General features: G+C 28.0%; 23 protein-coding genes. 21 read left to right on the forward strand and 2 right to left on the reverse strand.

Annotated elements, in window-relative coordinates:
* Positions 1-125: 125 nt before the first annotated feature.
* The gene (locus tag ABUA17_RS03690; RefSeq protein ID WP_195955435.1) at positions 126-1,022 is read left to right on the forward strand and encodes an MFS transporter; all 897 of its coding nucleotides are present in this window, start codon (positions 126-128) and stop codon (positions 1,020-1,022) included.
* Positions 1,023-1,179: 157 nt separating this feature from the next.
* Here the strand turns inward: ABUA17_RS03690 and ABUA17_RS03695 are convergent, their stop codons facing one another.
* Together ABUA17_RS03695 and ABUA17_RS03700 are read right to left on the reverse strand one after the other, a co-directional pair.
* A complete protein-coding gene (locus ABUA17_RS03695) occupies positions 1,180-1,539 on the reverse strand; it encodes a metal-dependent transcriptional regulator (RefSeq protein WP_042395883.1) in 360 nt (119 codons plus the stop codon).
* 18 nt (positions 1,540-1,557) lie between these two features.
* Positions 1,558-2,352 (reverse strand): AraC family transcriptional regulator, encoded by a 795-nt coding sequence (locus ABUA17_RS03700; protein WP_042395885.1) that lies wholly within the window; start codon positions 2,350-2,352, stop codon positions 1,558-1,560.
* A 199-nt stretch (positions 2,353-2,551) separates the two neighbouring features.
* Between ABUA17_RS03700 and ABUA17_RS03705 the strand changes: the two genes are divergently transcribed.
* The 20 genes from ABUA17_RS03705 to ABUA17_RS03800 all read left to right on the forward strand — a co-directional run bounded on the left by ABUA17_RS03705 (position 2,552) and on the right by ABUA17_RS03800 (position 24,402).
* The gene (locus ABUA17_RS03705; protein WP_349817914.1) at positions 2,552-3,646 is read left to right on the forward strand and encodes a FecCD family ABC transporter permease; all 1,095 of its coding nucleotides are present in this window, start codon (positions 2,552-2,554) and stop codon (positions 3,644-3,646) included.
* Positions 3,647-3,664: 18 nt separating this feature from the next.
* On the forward strand, positions 3,665-4,438 hold the full coding sequence (locus tag ABUA17_RS03710) for an ABC transporter ATP-binding protein (RefSeq protein WP_042395891.1): 774 nt from the start codon (positions 3,665-3,667) through the stop codon (positions 4,436-4,438).
* Between the two features lie 25 nt (positions 4,439-4,463).
* Positions 4,464-5,492 (forward strand): ABC transporter substrate-binding protein, encoded by a 1,029-nt coding sequence (locus ABUA17_RS03715; RefSeq protein ID WP_349817915.1) that lies wholly within the window; start codon positions 4,464-4,466, stop codon positions 5,490-5,492.
* Positions 5,493-5,516: 24 nt separating this feature from the next.
* The gene (locus ABUA17_RS03720) at positions 5,517-6,254 is read left to right on the forward strand and encodes an alpha/beta hydrolase (RefSeq protein ID WP_052330610.1); all 738 of its coding nucleotides are present in this window, start codon (positions 5,517-5,519) and stop codon (positions 6,252-6,254) included.
* Between the two features lie 256 nt (positions 6,255-6,510).
* Entirely contained in the window at positions 6,511-7,332 is an 822-nt protein-coding gene (locus ABUA17_RS03725) for an N-acyl homoserine lactonase family protein (protein ID WP_042395898.1), read from the forward strand.
* 29 nt (positions 7,333-7,361) lie between these two features.
* Positions 7,362-7,754: an ArsR/SmtB family transcription factor gene (locus tag ABUA17_RS03730; RefSeq protein ID WP_042395901.1), complete on the forward strand. Its 393-nt coding sequence runs from the start codon at positions 7,362-7,364 to the stop codon at positions 7,752-7,754.
* Positions 7,755-7,766: 12 nt separating this feature from the next.
* Complete coding sequence (locus ABUA17_RS03735; RefSeq protein ID WP_196048561.1) at positions 7,767-8,447, forward strand: nitroreductase family protein; 681 nt, start codon at positions 7,767-7,769, stop codon at positions 8,445-8,447.
* 193 nt (positions 8,448-8,640) lie between these two features.
* Positions 8,641-9,951 carry an MATE family efflux transporter gene (locus ABUA17_RS03740; RefSeq protein ID WP_196048560.1) on the forward strand — a complete coding sequence of 437 codons (1,311 nt, stop codon included), beginning with the start codon at positions 8,641-8,643 and terminating at the stop codon, positions 9,949-9,951.
* A gap of 17 nt (positions 9,952-9,968) precedes the next feature.
* On the forward strand, positions 9,969-10,784 hold the full coding sequence (locus ABUA17_RS03745) for a MerR family transcriptional regulator (protein WP_042395909.1): 816 nt from the start codon (positions 9,969-9,971) through the stop codon (positions 10,782-10,784).
* 194 nt (positions 10,785-10,978) lie between these two features.
* The gene (gene ahpC, locus ABUA17_RS03750; protein WP_042395912.1) at positions 10,979-11,542 is read left to right on the forward strand and encodes an alkyl hydroperoxide reductase subunit C; all 564 of its coding nucleotides are present in this window, start codon (positions 10,979-10,981) and stop codon (positions 11,540-11,542) included.
* Positions 11,543-11,752: 210 nt separating this feature from the next.
* Complete coding sequence (locus tag ABUA17_RS03755) at positions 11,753-13,414, forward strand: FAD-dependent oxidoreductase (protein ID WP_195958887.1); 1,662 nt, start codon at positions 11,753-11,755, stop codon at positions 13,412-13,414.
* Positions 13,415-13,652: 238 nt separating this feature from the next.
* Complete coding sequence (locus ABUA17_RS03760; RefSeq protein ID WP_195958888.1) at positions 13,653-15,161, forward strand: carboxypeptidase M32; 1,509 nt, start codon at positions 13,653-13,655, stop codon at positions 15,159-15,161.
* 280 nt (positions 15,162-15,441) lie between these two features.
* Complete coding sequence (locus tag ABUA17_RS03765) at positions 15,442-17,373, forward strand: BglG family transcription antiterminator (protein WP_195948478.1); 1,932 nt, start codon at positions 15,442-15,444, stop codon at positions 17,371-17,373.
* Positions 17,374-17,552: 179 nt separating this feature from the next.
* A complete protein-coding gene (locus tag ABUA17_RS03770; RefSeq protein WP_243276511.1) occupies positions 17,553-19,001 on the forward strand; it encodes a PTS fructose transporter subunit IIC in 1,449 nt (482 codons plus the stop codon).
* Between the two features lie 30 nt (positions 19,002-19,031).
* Positions 19,032-19,478, forward strand: coding sequence for a PTS sugar transporter subunit IIA (locus tag ABUA17_RS03775; protein WP_042395928.1), 447 nt, complete (start codon positions 19,032-19,034; stop codon positions 19,476-19,478).
* Positions 19,479-19,680: 202 nt separating this feature from the next.
* Positions 19,681-20,532, forward strand: coding sequence for a DegV family protein (locus ABUA17_RS03780; RefSeq protein WP_349817916.1), 852 nt, complete (start codon positions 19,681-19,683; stop codon positions 20,530-20,532).
* 12 nt (positions 20,533-20,544) lie between these two features.
* The gene (locus ABUA17_RS03785; RefSeq protein WP_055277434.1) at positions 20,545-21,039 is read left to right on the forward strand and encodes a DUF1836 domain-containing protein; all 495 of its coding nucleotides are present in this window, start codon (positions 20,545-20,547) and stop codon (positions 21,037-21,039) included.
* Between the two features lie 301 nt (positions 21,040-21,340).
* Positions 21,341-23,182, forward strand: coding sequence for a 1,4-alpha-glucan branching protein GlgB (glgB, locus tag ABUA17_RS03790; RefSeq protein WP_055277436.1), 1,842 nt, complete (start codon positions 21,341-21,343; stop codon positions 23,180-23,182).
* Positions 23,183-23,509: 327 nt separating this feature from the next.
* Entirely contained in the window at positions 23,510-23,686 is a 177-nt protein-coding gene (locus tag ABUA17_RS03795; protein ID WP_156327476.1) for a hypothetical protein, read from the forward strand.
* A 71-nt stretch (positions 23,687-23,757) separates the two neighbouring features.
* The gene (locus ABUA17_RS03800) at positions 23,758-24,402 is read left to right on the forward strand and encodes a hypothetical protein (protein ID WP_042395940.1); all 645 of its coding nucleotides are present in this window, start codon (positions 23,758-23,760) and stop codon (positions 24,400-24,402) included.
* Positions 24,403-24,411: the final 9 nt, after the last annotated feature.

Below are 24,411 nucleotides of genomic sequence, written 5' to 3' on the forward strand. Positions count from 1 at the left end.
ATAAGTGTATAAAGTCCGGCATTGAAGAGTCTATTATTAGTAAATATAATATTATAGGAATATTTAAGAAATATAGATAAAATTTATGAATTAAATACTATATTTATATTAGTTGAATGCTATAAATATTATCAGTATTTGCAGGACTATCACATGCTTTTGTAGATTCTTCAAGTTATCCTTCCTTAATGGAATGTTTTCCAAAAACTCCAGGAACAGCAACTGTTGTAGTAAAGGCCTTCATAGCAATTGGTGGTATAATGTTACCAATAATAATAGCATTTTTTGTCAATAGAAATATGTTTTATGGAAATACATTTTTCTTAATTGGGATAATGTATCTTATAAATGGTTTATTTTTGTTTACTAGAAAATTTCCTAAGGCAAATCAAACAGAAGTATCTGAAGATGGAAAAATATTAAATAAAAAGAATTTTATTTCAGAACCAGTGTTAAAAAAAGAGGGAATAACTATTATAATAATAGGATTTACATCTAATGCTATATATACAGCATTTCAAATATGGATGCCTACTTATGGTCAAAATATTTTAGGGATGAGTCAAATAAATTCTTTAAAATTAATAACATATTATAGTATAGGATCTCTTATCTCAGTTTTTATATTAGCAAAACTTTTACAAAAGACAATAAAGCCGGTATTAGTACTGGTTATATATCCAATAATAGGAATAATTTCACTTGTGTTGGTATTATTAATAAGAATAGAAATAGTTACAAAAATAGGTTTTACTTTAATTGGATTATCGTCAGCCGGAGTGTTACAAATGGCTCAAACTACAATGGGTGAATTTTTTTGGGAAAATAAGGGTGCAACAATAGGGATGGTTTCTACAGCTGGAGGAATAGCATCAGCAGTTATTCCAGCATTAACAGGAATAATTCTAAAATATTATGATATCTTACATGTATTTTATTTTCTTATGATCATATTTGCAGTTGGAATATTTTGTGCTATTTTTACAAAAATAAGATATGATAAAGTTATTTCAAATAATTAAATATTATATATAAAGGAAGAAGATAATAAGATGTGTTTATAACATTTACTTATTATCTTTTGATTTTTTTATTCGATTATGGGTAAGAATATTAATTTAATTACTAGTTATAAGGAATGTAATAAATTAGCGGTTATTCAAGAATATATAAAGAAATTTATAAGTTTATAAATTTCTTTATAGCATTAAATAATTCATCACTAATTATATGTTCCATTTTACATGCATCTTTTTCAGCAATGTCATGAGGAAGTCCTAAAATTTTTACACAAAAAAGAGTAAGGACTTCATGTCTCTCATATATACTTTGAGCTTTTTTAAGACCAACTTCATTTAATATAATAGAGCCATCGTCTAGAACATCGAGGTAACCACTAGATTTTAATAGGCCTACGGCTCTACTAACACTAGGTTTACTAAAACCAAGTTCTTTAGCAATATCTATAGATCTTACTTTTCCATTTCGTTTATTTAATATAAAAATTGTTTCTAGATAATTTTCTCTTGATTCATGCATATTAAATCTCTCTTTTCACTAATAAGTTTTTGATTTGATGATCTGGCTTGGTGATAAACCAAAATGTTTTTTAAATAATCTACTAAAATAATATGGATCGTCGTAGCCAATATATGAAGCAACTTCATGAACCTTATAGCCACCTTTTAGCATCTCAAAAGATTTTTTTAGGCGACATTGGATAATATAGTCAATAGGCCTAATTCTCATATACTTATAAAAGAGATAAGAGAATTGTTCAGGACTTTTATTATATCTATCTGCTAGACTTTGTAATGTAATATGGTAACAGTAGTTTTCTTTAATATATTGAACAGAGTTTTCAATCATCTCTTTTTGTGAATTAATAGAATTGGGAGTAGAAAACATAGTAGAAATTAATGATTGAAAAACTACTTCTTTTTTTAATTGTTTCTTTAAATTAGAACTACTGCAAATTAGGTAAAATTCTTCTAGCAATGAAGTGAGTTGAATAAAGTTATCAATAAAAAATTCAAATGTAGAATTAGAATAATTACCTTTTTCAGAGTAGTTAGAATAATAAATATTTATATGATGAAAAGGATCATCTCCAATAACATTAAAGGATACCTTTTTATGTGGACATCCATGTATAATTTTACCAGGCTCTGCTATAAATTTTTGGTTAGAAAAGCAAATTTCAGATTTTCCACTAATGGGAATTATAAAAGCAGAACGCGTAGTTTCATAAGTCATGGTATCATTAGGTAACTTGATAAATTTACTTATATTAATATCATCAGAGGATAAAAATAAAAATTCTTTTGCTAATAAATGCTTATCATTAACCATCTTAAGTTCCCCTTTCTCTATATAGTTAGCATATGCTAACTGTATTAGAATTATAGATAATGTAAAAATTTTTGTCAATAAATTTAATAATTGTCCATTATATTATAGAATTATGTATTCTTTTTTTAAAAGGGTAGATATATACTAATTTAAGGTTAGCGATTGCTAACTTAAGAAAATATGTTTTGAATTGGAGGTTATGATTATAGATTATTTATATGAAAATAGTTTAAAAGACTTGAAAGGTAATAAAAGAAGATATTATTTCATATTAATCATGCTTATTATTGCCTTAGTTGTATCTGTAGTATTTGCTGTTTCAATAGGAGCATTTAAGGTAGATATAAAAACAGCATATGAAATTTTATGTTATAAAATTTTGGGTATTGGGGCAGAAAATGCTGAAATATTAACTAAAGGTTCTGCATACAATGTAATTTGGTCTATACGTTTTCCAAGAGTAATTTTAGGGGCAGTAGTAGGAGCAGGTTTAGCACTATGTGGATGTATTATGCAAGCTTGTGTTCAAAATCCGTTAGCAGAACCATATATATTAGGTATATCATCTGGAGCATCATTAGGTGCCACTTTTTCAATTATGCTGGGGGTTAGGGCTTTTTCTTTATTTAATGTATCTGGTGTGGCATTTTGGTCCTTTTTAGGAGCTATGGTAGCATCATTTATGGTGTTAAGATTAGCATCAATTAATAAAAAAACATCTTCAACTAAGCTAATTTTGGCAGGTACAGTAATAAATGCCCTTTTTACAGCTTTTTCAAACTTTATAATATCTATTGCAAGTGATGCTGAAGGAATGCAAAGTGTAAAATTTTGGACTATGGGATCTTTAGCATCGGCTAAATGGGAGTCTATAACAACTCCGTTGATAATAACTATCATTTGCTGTGCATATTTTTTAACTCAGACAAGATTATTAAATACTATGCTAGTTGGTGATGATGCAGCTATTACTTTAGGAATGAATTTAAATAAAAAAAGAAAGATATACATGGTTTTAATTTCTATACTTACAGGAGTATTGGTTTCAGCTTGTGGTGTTATTGGATTTGTAGGATTAGTTATTCCTCATATTGTACGTTCATTAGTAGGAGCAGATCATAAAAAGTTATTGCCAATTTGTATTTTATCAGGAAGTATATTTTTAGTGATAGCTGATACTGTAGCAAGAATCATTATACCAAATTCGGAAATGTCTATTGGAATAATAACATCATTAGTTGGTGCACCATTTTTTGCTTATATATTAATTAAAAAAAGTAACAGTTTTAAATAACAAATAGAGGTTGAAATTATGAATTTATCTATTGAAAATGTAACAGTAAAAATTGATAAAGTAGAAATAGTAAAGTCATTATCATTACATGCTAAAAAGGGTGATTTTATAGGATTAATAGGACCAAATGGAAGTGGTAAATCTACTTTACTGAAATCAATATATGGGGTTTTAAAGTATGATAAAGGTTCTATTAAATTTGATGATAAAGATATAAAAACTATTAGCTTATCAGAGATAGCAAAGGAAATGGCTGTAGTGGGACAATTTAATACGATTAATTTTGAACTTAGTGTATTAGAAATTGTATTAATGGGAAGAAGTCCTCATTTAGGAGGTTGGGAAAGAGAAAAGGAAGAAGACTATAAAATTGCATTAGATGCAATAAGAAAAGTTGGAATGGAGAAATCCATTAATAGAAGTTTTTCAACATTATCTGGTGGAGAAAAACAAAGAGTAATTTTAGCAAGGGCATTAACTCAAGAACCACAAATACTTATTTTAGATGAACCTACAAACCATTTAGATATTAAATATCAAATTGAAATTTTATCACTAGTGAAAAGTTTAGATATATGTGTAGTTGCAGCATTACATGATTTAGCATTAGCAGCACAGTTCTGTAATGAAATATATCTAATTAAAAATGGAGAATTAAGGGCTTGTGGAAAACCAAAAGATATAATTACTACAGAGATGGTAAAAGAAATATATGAAATAGATTGTGATATTGTATATAACGAGAGGACAAGCACTATAATGATTAGCTATTATCCTTTGGAATATAAATAAAAAAATATAGTTAGGAGATTTAACAGTGAAAAGAAAGATTATACTTCCACTAATAGTGGCAACAACACTAGCATTAGCTTTAGCAGGATGCGCTAAAACAACAAATAAAGCAGAAGAATCAGAGTCATCAACGACTGCTAATGAGCAAACAATAAATTATCCATTATCATTAGAGGTATATGATAATGAAGGGAATAAATATACAGAAACTTTTAATGAAGCACCATCGCATGTAATAACAAATAATCAATCATCATTAGAATTATTATTAAAGTTAGGATTACAAGATAGTATTATAGGAACTATAGCATTAGATAATGAAATTCCAGAAGAACTAGAAGAGGAGTTTTCAAATATTAATATAATAACTGAAAGTAAAACTGAACCGGCTAAAGAAGTAATTGTAGGTATGAGTCCAGATTTAGTTATTGGTAGAGCTGCTACATTTATAGATGATAGATATGGGACAATCGAAAGCTTAAATAGTATGAACATAAATGTTTATACACAATTAGCTAGTTTAATGAACGGAGAACAATCATTAGATAATATTTTTGAAGATATAAAAAATGTAGGAAAAATATTTAATGTAGGAGATAAAGCTAATACTTTAGCAACAGAATTATCAGAAAGCTTAAAGTCAGTAGAAGATGAAGTTTCAACATTAGAAGGAGAGCCTTTAAAAGTTTTAGTTATGACAGCTTATAATGATGGTTCGTATAATGTATTTGGAGCAAACTCTACGTTGCAAAATGAAATTTTAGAAGTTCTAGGTGGAACTAATGTAAATGAAAAAGGTGGGGCTCAATCATTAGAAAATTTAATGAGTCTTAATCCTGATGTTATATTATATGTTTATAATAATAAGAATTTAGAAACTGATTCAGTAGCAGTAGAATCATTATATAATAATAGTTTAATACAATCTGTACCAGCAATTGAAAATAAAAAGGTTTTTGAAGTTTCTTATACTGAGTTCATGGGCTATGGATATAGAACAATTGAATGTATAGAAAATCTTGCAAAGGAAATGTATCCAGAGTTATTTAAGTAAATATAAAATAGGAGATTTATATTGATGTTAGGAAGTATTAAGCATGAACATATATTAGGCAGAGAGATATTTATATATCTTCCTCCATCTTATAAAAATAATAACAAAAGATTTCCTGTATTATATGGTAATGATGGGGCAGAACTTTATAGGTATTCAGATAGACTAATTGAGAGTTTTGAAAAAGGATTTAAAGAAGGAAAGTTAAATGAATTTATTTGGATAGGAATTTATTCTGAAAAGAGAATTCATGAATATACACCGTGGCCAGCACCATCACTAGCACCTAAATTTGATGATTTTGGTGGACAAGGAAGAGAGTATATAGAGTTTGTTGTAAATGGAATAAAGCTATATATTGATAAGAATTATAACACTAAATATGATAAAAAAAATACTTGGATTATGGGATATTCATTAGGAGGATTAATTTCTGTATATTCATTATATGTAACTAATGTATTTGGTAAAATAGCTAGTGTTTGTGGATCTTTTTGGTATAAGGGTATGGTTAACTGGATTACAGAGAATAATATGTTGAATGAAGATTTTCAATTATATATTCATTATGGCAGAAAAGAAGGACAAGATAAAAAGACACTTCAACAAAATGCTGTTATTTGTACTGAAAGTATAATTGAAATTTTTAAAGATGAGCTAGGATATATAGAAGATATAGATGTATCCAGCGATGATGGTGGACATCATCAATATATGGAGCAGAGATATATTAATGCTATTTATTGGTTAGCTAAGAAATAATATTTAATATGCAAAGAATGGTAAGGTATTTACAGTAATAAGTACCTTACCATTTTTTAATTTAGGTGATTTTAAAAAGTTTATTATGATGTTTAATATTGTGTATTTAATACAATATAATGGTATCGATTTTCTTTACCATTAAACAATAAAAGAATATTAGTGATATAATTGTTTAAAAATATAAACAATTGAACCATAGAAAATATAAATAAGTGAGTAAATAAAAAAAAAGATGTTATGAGGGAGTATAGGTATGAAAGAGAAAATAAAAATTAATATACTAAATTGTGGTGAGGTTGGAGTTGATCTTGCAGTGCCTTTTAGAGATGTATCTAAAAATCCCATAGCATATACAGGAATTGGCAGGAGTAAAAAGTTGCGAGTATGGTTGCCAGTTACTTCTTATTTAATAGAGCATCCAAAAGGAAATATATTAATAGATACTGGATGGCATACAGATGTTAGAAGTAAACCTATAAAACATTTGTCACCATTATTATATATAGCAAGTAAACCTAAATTGCCTAACGGAAAAGCTGTAAATGAGCAGCTTGAAAAATTAAATATACAAACTAAAGACTTAGACTATGTATTTCTTACTCATATGGATTGTGACCATGCAAGTGGATTAGAGTTAGTTAAAGATGCTAAAAGAATTATGATATCAAAAGAAGAGTTAGAGGCAATAATAAAAGGAAATGTTAGATATTCTAAAAGGTTTTGGAGTGGAATAAATATAGAAGGTTTTACAATGGAATACTCAGAGTATGGACCATTTAATAGAGGGTATGATGTTTTTGGCGATGGAACTGTAGTATTAATAGATACAAAAGGTCATACTGAAGGTAATGTTGTAGTTATGGTGAAAAATAATAATAAATTTATATTAATTACAGGTGATTGTGGGTATGCCAAGGATTCATGGGAGAATCTACGTATACCAGGGCCATTAGTTAATAAAGAGGATATGATAACATCTTTAAAATGGATTAGGAATATGGCTAATAAAAAAGAGTGTATGGGGGTATTTGCAACACATGATTTAAAGGTTAAAGAAGGAATAATAGTTTTATAGAAAATATCAAGAAAGGTAGAGGTAAACACATGAAAAAATGCCATGAAAGAAGATTGAAGCTTGCAGAAGAGTTAAAATCATGTCAAAAGGCTTTTATAGCTTTAGGGGATGAAACTAGACAGCAAATTATAATAACATTGCTTGAAAGTGAAGTTCATGGAATAAGAGTAGGAGAAATAACAGATAAAACCCATCTTTCAAGACCAGCAGTATCACATCATTTACGAATATTAAAAGAGGCTGGAATAGTAAGTATGTATAGAGAAGGTACTAGAAATTATTATTATGTAAGTGCAGAAGAAACTATATGGAAGCAGCTTGGAAATTTGTTTTCTAGAATAAATGAAATAGTTGATGAGATATCAGAAAAGGAATGTTCAAAAAGCCAAATAGAAATAGAATCCAATAAGGATTTTATATAAGAATATATATAAATGGGGAGGTTAATTAAGAATATTATTGAGGCAATTAATAATCGTCATTCAGTTCGTAGATATACTGATAAGAAGATTGATGAAAATATTAAAAGTGAGTTATTGGAAACTATTGATGAATGCAATAGGGAAGGAAATTTAAATATTCAGTTATGTATAGAAGAACCTAAAGCCTTTGATAGTTTTATGGCTCATTACGGCAAGTTTTGCAATGTTAGAAATTACATTGCTATAGTTGGAAAGAAAGGCAATGATTTTTATGAAAAGTGTGGATATTATGGTGAAAAGGTAGTTATTAAGGCAACTCAATTAGGTTTAAATACTTGCTGGGTGGCGCTTACGTTCAGTAAGGGTAATGCAATGTGTAGGATTGAAGATGGGGAAAAGTTATGCTGTGTAATAGCTTTAGGATACGGGGAAACTCAAGGTGTTGCGCATAAAAGTAAACCTATAGAACAACTTTGCGGGGTAAAGGGAGATATGCCAGATTGGTTTAAAAGAGGAATGGAAGCGGTAGTTCTAGCCCCTACGGCTATGAATCAACAAAAGTTTCTTATTAGTTTAGATGGAAATAAAGTAAATGCTAAGGCGTTAACTGCATTTTATAGTAAGTTAGATTTAGGAATAGTTAAATATCACTTTGAAGTAGGCGCTGGAAAAGAAAACTTTGAATATATCTAAATAGGTGCTATAACTACACTAGTATATATAAACACATACATTTTTAGTATGTGTTTTTTATAATTAAATTATAGATTTGGTTATGATTTATTTAATGATGCATACATTATAAACTCATATTATAAATAACTATTGACCCTATAGTTACTATAGACTTTATTATGGTTAGAGAAACAAAAATGGAGGTAAAATCATGATAAAAGAATTTTTAAAATATGCAGTTCCTTCAGCTTTAGCCATGTTTGTTTCATCTCTATATACAATAATTGATGGAATTTTTGTTGGACAAGGTGTTGGAGATTCTGCATTGGCAGCAGTTAATATAGTTATGCCATTTACTATAATGCTATTTGGAATAGCAACTATGTTCGCGGTAGGTGGTGGAGATCTAGTATCTAAAAATATAGGTGCTAATAATAAGGAAAAGGCTGTAAAAATATTTAGGCAAGTATTTAAGTTTTTGTTAATTATAAGTATAGTTATAAGTCTAGTTGCAGTTGTATTTTCAAAATATATAGTAAGAATATTAGGAGCTACAGATACATTGGTGCCTTTAGCATCAACTTATTTAAGGTATTATAGTTTATTTTGTATTCCAAATTTAGTTGGTATTGCATTAAATAGCTTTGTTAGAAATGATGGAAGACCAAAGCTTGCCATGATATCAACATTATTAGGGGCGGTAACTAATATAATTTTAGATTATATATTTATATTCCCATTAGGGTTTGGAATAAAAGGTGCTGCAATAGCTACTGGTCTTGGTCAAATAGTTACTATAGCGATATTATTACCTCATTTTATAATGAAGAGAGGTATATTAACTTTTGGAAATATAAAATTAGAAAGTAAAATAATAAAGGAATTTATTATTATAGGATTTCCATCTTTCTTTGCGGAAGTAAGTTTTTCCATAATAATATTCTTTATGAATTTAGCATTGGTTAAAACTGGTGGAGAAATAGCTTTATCATCTTTTGCAATAATTAATTATATAACAACAAATATTTATATGGTATTACTAGGTCTATCAATAGGAGTACAGCCATTATTAAGTTATAATTATGGTGCAAAAAATTCAAAAAAAATGTTAAAATTTTATTCTATAACAATGAAATCAGCATTTATAATAAATATAGTATTTATGACTGTATGCTTTGTATTTGGAAAAAATATGATAGCTATATTTACTTCAGATATTACAATAGCTAATTCAGCATATATAGGTTTAAATTTAATAAATATTGCATTTATTATGGTTGGGTTTAATTTAACAAGTACAGTTTATTATCAAGCAATAAATATGCCTGAAATTTCTAATATTTTTTGCATTTGCAGAAGTATAATATTACTTCCTATATCATTATTTATTTTATCTAAATTGTTTGGAATCAATGGTATATGGATTAGTTTATCTATATCAGAGTTGATAACATTTATAATATTAAGTTATTCTATTAATATTAAGACGTATACTACAAAGTCTATTGCTAAGGCTAGTTAACATAGGAGATTTTTTATATGGAAACTTATTTTTCAGTTGGAGAACTATCTAAATTAACTAATGTTCCAATTCAAACATTAAGGTATTATGATAAAATGGGACTACTTAAACCAGCTTATATAAATAAGCAAAATAATTATAGGTATTATTCAATAAATCAATTTATAAAGATTGATTTATTAAAGCAATGTAAGCTTATGGGACTATCATTAAAGGAAATAGAAGATTTATTAAAAGATGAAATAACTGCAGATTCTATGATAAAAATACTTGAACAGCAAAGAGTGGTCTTAGATAAAAAGATAAAGGAACTTGAAGCTGTTAAATCATATATTGACTTTTTAGATTTTAGAATAAAAGAAAGTAAGAAAGTAGAGAAAGCAGAAATCTTCATTAAAGAAAATGATGAAAGAGTAGTTGAGAGATATAATTGTAGAATGGAGAATGTAAAAGAAATTGAGCTTAATTTGAGAAAAGTTTTACTTGAGGCAGAAAAAGATGATTGTATGTTGAATTCTGAGTTAGCATTCGAAGCTTCTTTAGAGAAATTGAAAACTGAAGATAAAGTAGTTTATACTGCAATAATGTTATATAAGCATGGAAATTTAAGTGGAAATTATGAAAAGATCATACTACCAAAAGGTAAATATTTAACAATGTATTATGATGATGGATATAGAAATAACTTAAAGTATTATAAAAAAATGCTGAATTATATTGAAAAAAATAATATAGAAATAGTCGGGGATTTTAATGAATTTTCAATATTATCAAGGATAAATACTAATGAGGCAGAAAAATCAATAATTCAACTAGAAATAAAAATTAAATAGATTTTTATTAATGAAGTAGTCTTAACCTTTAATTTACATAGGTTAAGGCTATTTTCTATTTAAGAATAAAAAAATAAAAGAGAAATTTTTTTAAAATAAGTGTTGACAAATTATTAGGTAATAATTATTATTAATTACAAGAAGTAATTGATAAAAAATATCAATTGAAATTAAATTTCAGGAGGAGAAAGAATATGTCATTAATAAATAAAAAGGTTTCAGATTTTACAGTTCAAGCTTATCATAACGGAGAATTTAAGGAAGTAACATTAGAATCAATGAAGGGCCATTGGTCAGTAGTTGTATTCTATCCAGCAGATTTTACATTTGTTTGCCCAACAGAATTAGGAGAACTAGCAGATAACTATGCTAAGTTTAAAGAAGCTGGTTGTGAAGTATACTCAGTATCTACAGATACTCATTTTGTTCACAAAGCATGGGCAGATGCTTCAGAAACAATTGCAAAAATTCAATATCCAATGTTAGCAGATCCAACAGGTAAGTTAGCTAGAGACTTTGAAGTTATGATTGAAGAAGAAGGATTAGCATTAAGAGGATCATTTGTAATCAATCCAGAAGGTGAAATCAAAGCATATGAAGTTCATGATAATGGTATTGGAAGAAATGCAGAAGAATTATTAAGAAAAGTTCAAGCAGCTCAATTTGTTGCTGAACATGGGGATCAAGTTTGCCCAGCTAAATGGCAACCAGGTGAAGAAACTTTAGTACCAAGCTTAGATTTAGTTGGTAAGCTATAAGATTTGCTATTAAGGCTTTATCTAAACTAATTGGGTTTAGATGTAGCCTTTAATATTTATAGATACTAAATATTTATATGATGATAAGTAGTAAATTTTATGCGTGTTTATTTACTGCTTATCATTATAAAAAAATTTAAAGTATTAATAAATTTTTATAAAGATAAAGCTTTATTAATGCTTTAAAAAATAAAGAAGGAGGAAATGAGTATGGAAAAAATATATGATTTACTAGTAATTGGGGCAGGTCCAGCAGGACTTTCAACAGGAATATATGCAGGTAGGGCAAAATTAAATACTTTAATTATAGAAAAGGCTGAATTTGGTGGTCAAGTAAATAAAACTTACGATATATCAAATTATCCAGGAGCTAGAAATAGTAATGGACCAAAACTTATGGAAGAAATGAGAAAACAAGCTGAAGACTTCGGGGTAAACTTCATGTCGGCTGAAGTTTTAGAAGTTGCTCTAGAAGGCGATGTGAAAACCTTAAAAACTGATAGAGGAGAAATAAAGGGAAGAAGTGTGGTTATAGCCACAGGAGCATCACCAAGAAAGTTAGGCTTTAAAGGCGAAGAAGAATTTACAGGTAGAGGTGTAGCTTATTGTTCGACTTGTGATGGTCAATTCTTCGAAGGGTTAGAAGTATTTGTTATTGGAGCTGGATTTGCAGCAGCTGAAGAAGCAATGTTCTTAACTAAGTTTGCAACTAAAGTTACAGTTATAGCTAGAGAGCCAGAGTTTACTTGTGCAAAATCAATAGCAGATAAGGTTTTAGAACATCCAAAGGTAGAAGTTAAGTTTAATACTGAAATATTAGAAGCAAGTGGAACTGAAATGATAAACTATGCTAAGTTTATCAATAATAAAACAGGTGAAACATTTGAATATCATGCTAAAAAGGAAGATGGTTCATTTGGTATATTTGTATTTGTCGGATATGCACCACAAAGCCAATTATTTAAAGGTATTTTAGAACTTGATAAGTTTGGATATATAATGAGTAATGAAAATATGGAAACTAATGTTGAAGGTGTATATGTTGCTGGTGATTTAAGACCCAAAGCTTTAAGACAAATAGTAACAGCTGTATCTGATGGTGCTATTGCAGCAACTTCTGCAGAAAGATATGTCATTGAATTAAAAGAAAGACTTGGAATCAAAGATGAATATGGACCTAAAAAGGTGGAGAAGAAGGAAGAAATTAATACTGATTTAGGAGATATACAAAAAAGAAGTAATCTTTTAAATGATGGATTAAGAACTCAATTAAAAGGGATATTAGCTAGATTAGATAAGAGTGTTACACTTGTATCTGTAGTAGATGAAAGTAATAGTAAGTCTATAGAGTTAAGAGATTTAGTATTAGATATTGCAGAGTTGGGTGAAAAAGTTTCTGCTGAAATTTATACTAAAGGTGAAAATATAGAAGTTGAAAATAAGATAAATGCAGACAAATATCCTATAGTTGCATTATTAAATTCAGAGAAAAGTTATAGTGGAGTTAAATTCCATGGGGTACCTGGGGGACATGAGTTAAATTCATTTATATTAGCTATATATAATCTTGGAAGTGAAGGTCAACAAATATCTGAAGAAACATTAAATAATATTAAGAAAATAGACAAAGGGATAAATATTAAGGTGTGTGTATCATTGGCTTGCCATTTATGCCCAGATGTAGTAGTTTCATCTCAAAGAATTGCTATAGAAAATAAAAATGTAGAAGCAGAAATGATTGATATATCTAATTTTAAAGATATAAAGGATAAATTTAAAGTAATGAGTGTACCAGCGATAATAGTGAATGATGAACAAATTTATTTTGGTGCTAAAAAGATTGATGAGATTATAAATATAATAAGTAAGTAATTATATTTATAATCTTGAGAGAAAGTAGTCTAGAAAATGTTAGATGCTAATTGTAGATTTATAATTTAGCATAAAACATTGAAAAGACTACTTTTTTATATAAAGTTAAATAATATTTGTGATACAATTATTGATATATAAATTAATAAAAAGTGAATTAATATACAAAAAAGACTAAGTATGTTATTTAATAATATATTTAATAACGAAGAGTTTTTAATATATATGGGGGTATATTATGAAAGAATTAGAAAGTAAATTAAAAGAATACGCAGAATATTTAAAGGAAATAGAGCATTATAGAACAGCAGAAAGCCTTATGTATTGGGATATGACTACAGGTATGCCTGAAAATGTGGCAGAAAGCAGAACAGAAACCATGTCATTTATGAGTTTACAACAACATAATTTACTAGTTGGGGCAAAAAAGCAAGAATTTATAAAGTTCTTTGAAGAACATATAGATGACTTAGATTTAATTCATAAAAGAATGTTAACAGAAATGAAAAAAGAATATGATAAGCAAAAGATATATCCTGAAGAGTTTGTAAAAGAATTTTCGTTAGCTGCAGCTAAAGGACAATTATCTTGGGAAAAGGCTAAAAGTGAAGATAATTTTGAAATATTTAAGCCAGATTTAGAAAAAATAGTGGAATTAACTAAGCAGTCAATAAAATATAGGGGATATAAAGGTAATAAGTACAATACATTACTTGACGATTATGAGGCTGGATTAACAGTTGAAAAATTAGATGTAGTATTTACAGAATTAAGAGATGGAATAGTCGAGATTTTAAATAAAATTAAAAATAGCAAAGTAAAAATTAATAATAAATTTGAAGGCAAGGAATTTCCAAAAGAAAATCAAGAAAGATTTTGCATAGAATTGTTAAATACTATGGGATTTGATTTTAAATCAGGAAGAATGGATGAAAGTGAGCATCCTTACACTATGGATATGACAAATAAAGATGTTAGGATCACAAATCATTATTATTTAAATGATTTTACATCAGCAATGTTTTCAGCAATACATGAAGGTGGACATGCTATATATGAGCAGGATATTCCAAATTCATTAGATGGAACAGGTATAAATAAAGCTGCATCTATGGCAATTCACGAATCTCAATCAAGATTTTATGAAAATATAATAGGAAGAAGTAAAGCTTTTTGTAACTATTTATATAAAGAAGCAAAAAAAGAATTTCATAATCAATTTAATCATGTAACAAAAGAGGATTTTTATAAAATTATCAATAAAGTAGAGCCTTCATTAATAAGAACTGAAGCAGATGAATTAACATATAGTCTTCATGTAATAATAAGATATGAAATAGAAAAACTTCTTATAAATGACAAGATAAAGGTTAGTGAGCTTCCAACAGTGTGGAATGAAAAGTATAAGGAGTATTTAGGAGTAGAGCCAAAGAGTGATAAGGAAGGGGTTCTTCAAGATGTTCACTGGTCAGATGGTTCATTTGGATATTTTCCAAGTTATGCTTTAGGAAATCTTTATGGAGCGCAAATGTTAAATAAAATGCTTAAGGATGAGCCACATATTTATGATGAAATTTCCAAGGGGAATTTAAATTCAGTACATCAATGGTTAAATAAAAATGTACATGTATATGGAAACCTTTATGATCCAAGTGATTTAATAAAGAAAATTACAGGTGAAGAGCTTAAAGCTAAGTATTTCCTAAAATATTTAGATGATAAGTATAAAGAAATTTATAAATATTAATATAAAGAAAATGCAGTAATTCTTAGAAATAAGAAGCTGCATTTTTATTTATTCAATAGATTAAAAGTATGTAAACACTGTTCAAATATGCTTTTATTGAAAAGCTAATTATAGTGAAAAAATAATTTCAATACTATAGTTAGACTTTTAGAAGAATATAGGATTAAAGATTTCCTTTAATAAAGGAAAAAATATACCTGTGAAAACATATTCATAAGCGGTAATATGAGATATGAATAATTGTATATAAAATTAGGATAAAAAGATTAGGGTGATTTAAGTGATAAAAAGTCCAAGATTACAAAAAATATTAGAATTATTATTTGAAAATACTGAAATAATTACGGGGGAGTTTTTATGCAATAACCTTGGGGTTTCATCAAGAACTGTGAGAAGTGATATAAAAGAATTAAATAAAATTCTAGAAAGAAATGGTGCAAGTATAGTTTCTGAGAAAGCAAGAGGATATAAATTAAATATAAAAAATGAAGTGTTATTTAATAGCTTAATTAATAATAACAAAAGTAAAGGTGAAGATAGCAGTACAGCATTAGGAAGAGCAGAGAGTATAATTTCACAATTTTTAATAAATAACTTAGATAATATTGAAGGAATAACACAAATTGAATTGGCAGATAGATTATTCATAAGTGTTTCTTCATTAAAAAATGATATGAAAATAGTAAAGGATATTTTAGAAAAGTATCATCTAAATATTGAGAAAATAAGTAATAAGGGTCTAAGAATTATAGGAGAAGAGGAAGATATAAGAAGTTGTATAAAGAAATATAATAAGGGTAATACAGAGCTCAGTGAAAGGATACAAGAAAGTTTAAATTTAATATTAGGAAATAATAATGAAGAGATAATAACTACTATTGTAAAAAGTAATATAGATAAATTTGATTTTAAATTATCAGATAAGGCATTAAGAGATATTATTTCATTGATTTTAATCATGATTGTTAGAAATAATAATCATAATAATGTTAAATATAGTGAAGAAACAAAGAAGAAATTAAGTGAAGCATGGAGATATGGAGTAGCAAAGGTTATTTGTGATGATATTTATGAACGCTTCGGAATTGTTTTAGAAGAAATAGAGATTCTTTATTTAACAAAATATATGGTTTCTAGCAGTTCTATTAAAATTAAAACAAAAGATGGTATGAAGCTTAATAATGAATACGAGCTAGTTAGAAAAATACTTTTAAAAATTAAGGATAAATTTAATATTAATTTATTAGAAGACAATGTTTTAATAGATTTTTTAGTACATCATTTAAAAGCTTCAATTTATAGAGCTCAATATGGAATTATTGTTGAAAATTCATTATTAAGTGCTATAAAAAATAATTATCCATTTGCTTTAGAACTATCTGTTTATTCAAATGAAATAATAAAAGAAGCTATTGGATGTGATTTAAAGGAAGACGATATTGGATTTATAGCATTACACTTTGCTGCTGCAATAGAAAGGCTTAAAGATAATTTAAATAAAAATAAGAAAAATGTAATGATTGTTTGTGAAAATGGTGTTGGAACCTCTTTATTATTAAAGGTAAAGTTAGAAGCTAAATTTAAAGATAGAATCAATATAATAGATACTATTCCAAAATATGAATTTAATGAAGAGATTTTAAATTCTTATGATTTAATAATTTCAACAATTAATCTAAAAAGTGATTCAGAGAAAATTATTTATGTTAAAAGTCTCTTAGATAATGGAGAAATAGCATTTATTGAAGATAAATTTAATGGAAATTCTTTAGGTAATAATGTTTTAGTTAGTAAATTTAAAGAATCCTTATTTTTTAATCATTTAGATGTAGATACAAGGGATGAAGCATTAGAAAACATAACAAGTAAATTAATTGATGAAGGCTATATAACACAATGCGTTAAAGAAAATATTTTTAAAAGGGAAGATTTAGCTAGCACAGAAATTGGGGAATTAGTGGCAATACCTCATGATATGAATGAAGAGATTAAGCAATCGTTTATTTCAGTATCTGTGTTTAATAAAGCTATTACATGGGATAAAGAAAAGGTGCAGGTAGTATTTTTTATTGGGATGTCTACGGTAGATAAGGAAGAGTGGAAATCTTACTTGGAGCAAATCTATAAAAATATAATAGATGGTGAAATTATAAGAAAAATAATTAAGTGCCAAAACTTTGAAGAATTAAAGATGCTAGTATCAAAATTTTAAATGCATGTAGGTAATATATTTCCTCTTAAAAAGGAAATGGAATGTCTGATATATTATTTCCTTTTTAAGAGGAAAAAGTATAACTGTGAATATGTTTACATTAACTCTATAATTAAGTCATAAGGTGAGTGAAAGAAACTCAAGAAGACGAATAAATAATTAAATGGAGGCGTTAATATATGAAATTACTAGCAATAACTTCATGCCCAGTAGGTATAGCTCATACTTACATAGCTGCAGAAAAGTTGAATAAAATGGCAAAGAAAATGGGAGTTGATATTAAAGTCGAGACTCAAGGTTCAACAGGAGCTGAAAATGTTATTACGGAGCAAGATATAAAAGAAGCAGATGGAATTATCATTGCAGCAGACAAAGCTGTTAGTTTAGAAAGATTTGAAGGAATGGCAATGATAGAATGTCCAATAGCTAGAGCAATAAAAGAGCCAGATGTTTTAATTCAAATGTTCTTAGATGGAAAAGTTGAAAAGAAAAAATCAAATATAAATTCAGCAAAAAAAATAAAAAGTGTAGAAGAAGAAAAGAAAGCAATAAAAGCTAAACAGCCAGCATTTTATAAGCATTTAATGGGTGGAGTTTCTTACATGATTCCAGTTGTAGTAGTTGCAGGATTGTTAATTGCTTTAGCATTAGCATTTGGTGGACAACCTACAGAAGCGGGCTTAGTAGTTCCAGATGATTCATTGTGGAAGAGTGTTGAACAAATTGGAGCTGCAGGCTTTACATTCATGGTACCAATTTTATCAGGATTCATTGCATATTCAATTGCAGATAGACCAGGTTTAGTACCAGGATTAATTGGCGGATATATAGCAGCAAATGGTTATTTCTATGGATCAGAAGCAAATGCAGGTTTCTTAGGTGGTATTGTAACAGGTTTCTTAGCAGGTTATATAGTTAAGGGATTAAAGTTAATAAAAGTTCCAAATATGATTAAACCAATTATGCCAATCATAATTATTCCAATCATATCAACATTAGTAACAGGTTTAGCATTTATATTCGTTTTGGGTGGACCAATTACAATTGTATTTGAAAGTTTAACTAATTTCTTAGCATGTTTATCAGGTACTAGTTCAGTAGTTTTAGCAACAATTTTAGGTGCGATGATAGCGTTTGATATGGGTGGGCCAGTTAATAAAACAGCATTTTTATTTGGTGTATCAATGATTACAGCAGGTAACCCAGAAGTAATGGGACCAATTGCAGCGGCAGTAGCAATTCCACCAATTGGTATGGGAATCGCAACATTCATAGGAAAGAAGTATTATAGCAAAGAAGAATTAGATGCTGGTAAGGCTGCTTTTGCAATGGGGCTTTGTGGAATAACAGAAGGGGCAATCCCATTTGCATCAATGGATCCATTAAGAGTTATACCATCATTAATGGTAGGTTCAATAGTTGGAGCTAACATTGCAGCACTAGCAAAAGTAACAGATATAGTACCACATGGTGGTCCGATTGTAGCGTTAATGGGTGGTATTGAAGGAATTTTAATGTTCTTTGTAGCAATTATTGCAGGATCAGCAATAACTGCAGTAATGGTAAATGTATTGAAGGCAAATAAATATAAAAAAAGTGAACAAGAAAATGAAAAAGTAGCCGCATAATAGATAATAGAAGTTTAAGGAGTGATAATTATGAATAAATTATTTGATATAAAATATGTAGATTTAGATTTAAACACAAAAGAAAAATTTGAAACAATTAGACATTTAGCAAAATTAGCACAAGATAGATTAATAGATGTTGATAAGTATGTTGAAGATGTAAAAGCTAGAGAAGCGATGTCAACAACAGGAATTGGTGATGGAGTAGCAATTCCACATGCAAAATCAGCTTATGTTAAATTTCCAACCGTAATAGTTGGGAAAAGTTCTAAAGGAATTGATTGGGAATCGCTAGATGATGAACCAGTTAACTTAGTGTTCTTAATAGCGGTGCCAGAAGGCGAAGGAAATGAACATTTAAAGATACTTCAAGTATTAGCTGTAAGTTTAATGGATGATGAATTCAAAGATGAAATTATAGCAGCAAAGGACAAAGAAACAATTTGTGAAATGCTTTTAGCTAAAACAAATAAATAGTAAAAATAGAGCTGAATCAAAGGCAGATTCAGCTCTATTTTTATGTTTTTTTATGTGAGATGAATGTGAACAATGAGTGAATAATATTGACAAAATATATTTAGGGTGATAATCTAAAACAAATAGTTTTCAAAACTATGTCTTTTAGAATGAAACTCAAAATAGTTTAGAATAATATATTAAATGATTGGAGAGAGGATTTATGATAAGAATAGTATCTGATTCATCAGCATTATATTCAAAAAAAAATGGACAAGCAAAGGGAGTTACAATTGCACCATTGATAGTAACTATTAATGGTAAAACTTATAGAGAGTATGAAGATATAAACACTGAGGAATTTATTAATATAATTAATGAAGGACATATTCCAGTTTCATCACAACCTGCTATAGGGGAAGTATTAAATATTTATGATGAAAATATAGAAGATGAGATAATTAATATTTCAATGGCAGACGGATTGTCTGGGACTTATAATTCAGCATGTGTTGCAAAAGATATGGCGACTAACCCGGATCGTATTGAAGTAATTAACTCAGAAACTTTATGTGGTCCGCAAAATTATTTAGTTGATTTAGCAGTGGAGCTTGTTAAATTAGGAAAAACTAAAAATGAAATAGTTAGTGAAATAAAAAAGGCAATGGAAGAAACAAAATCATTTTTAATACCACATGATTTTGATTATTTAGTAAGAGGGGGAAGATTATCTCCTATTGTTGGGAAAATAGGAAGTGTAATTAAATTAGTACCTGTTATGACTCTTGCTGAAGATAAAAAATCTTTAGTGAAATTTACAACAAAACGTACACTTAAAAAGGCAATACAAAAAATAAGTGAAGAAATGATTAATAATAATGTAGATTCAAATTATAAAATTTATATTTCACATGCATGTAATGAAAAATTGGCAAAAGATATAAAAAATATTATACTAGAATATATAGAAAATGCAGATATAGAAATTAAAATGTTAGGACCAGTATTTACCACTCAAGGAGGTCCAAGCTGTATTTCTGTACAATACATTAAAAAGCATGATGCATTAAAGTAGAGAGGAGGAAACATGGAGTCTTTTGATTTTTCTATACCAAGATTTAAGGAATTACCAAAGGTTCCACTTTATAAAGAACAAGTAATTACATATTTAGAGGAATTAGCAAAAACGTTAAATATTGAAAGTGATGAAAAATTATTAACACCAACTATGTTGAATAATTATGTTAAACAAAAAGTTATTTTGCCGCCTAAGGATAAAAAATATAATGAAGAACATTTAGCACACTTAATAGTTGTTTGTGTATTAAAACAGGTATTTAGTTTACATGAGATATGTGATTTAATAAATATTCAAATGGAAAGTTGTCCAATTGAAGTTGCTTATGATTATTTTTGCGATGAAACTGAGCAAGCAATTAAGTCAGTATTTTTCACAAGAGATTTTTCAAAGACTTCTAAATCAAGTAATTATACAAGGGAAAGTGAAATATTAAAATCAGCAGTTATGGCATTTGCACATAAATTATATATTAAGCAACAATTAACTTATATATATAAATGACAGAAAAAATATTAGCTTTCTGAAACTTAATGAAATCTAGTAATAAAGAATAGATAAATGGAGTACCTCTAGGAATTGTTATAATTCCTAGAAGTACTCCATTTATTTTTTACTTCTATTATAATAAATAATATTTTGTTATTAATATTTTATGAGAAGATATCTTTTATTTTATATGTCTACTAAAAACTATAATAAATTTTATTTTTGTGAGAATTTATTATAGTTTTTATTTTACAAATAATGTAAAATAAGAAGTGATTGATAAAATCACTATATTACAATAAAAGGAGATTGCAATATGGACATGTATGGATTTTACACAGGAAAAGTTTTTGATGCCTATAAATATATGGGGGCACATATCGAGGAAGATGGAGTTGTATTTAGAACTTATGCACCAAATGCTTTAAAGGTAGAATTGGTTGGGGATTTCAATAATTGGGAAGGGACAGAGATGAAAAGGATAGAAGATGGTAAATTCTTTGAATGTAGAGTCTCAAATTTAAAGGAAGGAATGTTATATAAGTATAGAATATACAGTAAAAATGGAGATTGTATTGAGCATTGTGATCCATATGGATTTGGAATGGAATTAAGACCAAACACAGCTTCAATAATTAGGGATTTAAATGAATATAAATTTGATGATGATGAATGGATTAAGAATAGAACAGATTGTAAAGATAAACCATTAAATATTTATGAGGTTCATTTAGGATCATGGAAAAAGAAAGAAGGTAATACTTGGTATAATTATAGGGAATTAGAGGACAAATTGATTCCATATGTAAAAGAGTATGGATACAATTATATTGAGATTATGCCGTTAAGTGAACATCCATGTGATGAGTCATGGGGATATCAAAATACAGGATTTTTTAGTCCGACGTCTAGGTATGGAACTGCAACAGATTTAAAAAGCTTAATAAATGCGTGTCATAAGAATAATATTGGTGTATTAATGGATTTTGTTCCAGTACATTTTGCAGTAGATAGTTTTGCATTGGCTAATTATGATGGAGAGCCTTTATATGAATATTCATATGATGATATTGCAATTAGTCAATGGGGAAGTAAGAACTTTATGCATTCAAAAGGAGAAGTAAGAAGCTTTTTACAATCAGCAGCAAATTATTGGATTGAAGAATATCATTTTGATGGATTAAGAGTTGATGCATTAAGTAATATTATTTATTGGCAAGGGGATTCAAATAGAGGAGAAAATAAAGATGCAGTAGATTTCATTAAAGGTATGAATCAGGGGTTAAAATATATGCATCCAAATATAATTTTAGCTGCAGAGGATTCAACTGCATATCCAAAAGTTACAGCTCCAATAGAAGAAGGCGGGCTTGGATTTGACTATAAATGGGATATGGGATGGATGAATGATACATTAGAATATTTTAAATTACATCCTTATGACAGAAGAAGAGCTTATCATAAGCTAACTTTTTCTATGATGTATTTTTATAGTGAACATTTTCTAATGCCTTTATCTCATGATGAAGTTGTTCATGGGAAAGCTACTATAATCCAAAAAATGCATGGAGAATATGATGATAAGTTTAAGCAGGCTAGAGCATTATATATGTATATGTATGCTCATCCAGGTAAAAAACTGAATTTTATGGGAAATGAAATTGGTCAATTTAGAGAATGGGATGAAAAGAAAGAGCAAGATTGGAATCTTCTAGAGTATCCGATGCATAATAAGTTTCATAGATTCATGCGTGATTTAAGTTTAGTTTATATTAATCATCCAGCATTATTTGAAAATGATTATGAAACAGAAGGATTTAATTGGGTAAATTGCCATGAAGAAGAGAAGTGTATATATGTTTTTGAAAGAATATGTAAAGATGAAAAGATATTAGCTTTATTTAATTTTTCAGATGCTTATCATAAAGGATTTGAAGTTCCTATTGAAGATAAAACATTAGAAATCCTTATGGATAGCAGTATAAGTGAATATGGTGGAGATGGAAAAGCAGATTATAGAATATTAATTGAAGAGTATATTAAGTATTATGAAAATGGTAATAAAAATGATTCTGCTTCAATAGTTTCAAGTAGTAATAGAAGGTTATTATCAATTGATATGAGGCCATATTCAGCAGTATACTTTATATTAAAATAGTAAAGATGAAATTTATACAGAGAATATTAAATATATGTGCTGAAGTTAGTATTGTGTAATATAACTTAATTAAATAGTATAAGTTGTATTAAAAAAGAAGTTGATATATGTAATGTAAATTACTTGTATCGACTTCTTTTTTTATAATTATTAATCATTTGTGAATACTTAAAAGTTAATATATTTTATTTTTTAAATGGATTATGAGGAACAAAAATAATTATGTTTTAATACTATGTACTATAAGAAAAAAATATATATTTGTCGTATTAAGGCGTACCTAGAAAGGTTGCTGGTATGGAGAGGAATCATTGGAGGATAAAAAATATGTATGATTTAATAACAAATAATTTTCAAGGAACAAATATAACTATAGCTCTTACAGGATTACCAATAGTGATTACAGGTGAAGTAATTGGTGGAGATGGATCTATAATAACTCTAAGATTAAGGGATGGTAGTAGCGTTTATATAGAATCAAGTCTAATTGCTTTCTTCTATTAATGATAAGAAGTTTAAGATAGATTATAGTTCTATGATAATTACTACAAAGGGTGAATAAAAGGAGGTTCAAAATGAAAGAGAAAGCAACTGGATTTGAAGCACTAAAAGGTGTAGGTGCTCCATTGAAGGAATTAATTGATAAAAAAGGCAAATCTTTTAGTGGATTTGGAGAATTAAAAGATTTAGGACCAGGTTTTCAAACTTTAAAATCATTAACAGATAGGCCAGATGATAAAGGAAAAAAGCCAGGACCACCTAAACCTATAGCAGAAATTAAAAAAGAAGAAGGATTTAGTGAATTAAAAGGACTAGGATTAGGATTTTCAACCTTAAAAGATCTTACAGATGAGCAAGATGGTAAAGATCATAAAAAAGATGATGGAAAAGGTGGAAAAGACAATAAAGACGGAAAAGACGGAAAAGACGAAAAAGACAATAAAGATGGAAAAGACAAATCAGATGAACAAGCAGAGAAAAAAAATGATAAAGAAGATCATGGCGGAAAAGAAGATAATCATAAAGAAGATCATAAAGAAAAGAATGAAAAAAATTCTGAAGATCATCATAAAGAAAATCACCATGAAGAAAAGGATAATAAAGAAGATCATCATAAAGAGGATCATGATGATGAAAAAGGACACGATAAGAGCGATCATCATAAAGAAGGTCACGATGATGAAAAAGGACATCATAAGGACGAAGAACATCATAAATAATAGTACTGT

Source organism: Clostridium sp. RTP31139st1_H3_RTP31139_211217, from assembly GCF_040227035.1.
In the GTDB taxonomy this organism is placed as follows: Bacteria; Bacillota; Clostridia; order Clostridiales; family Clostridiaceae; genus Clostridium; species Clostridium saudiense.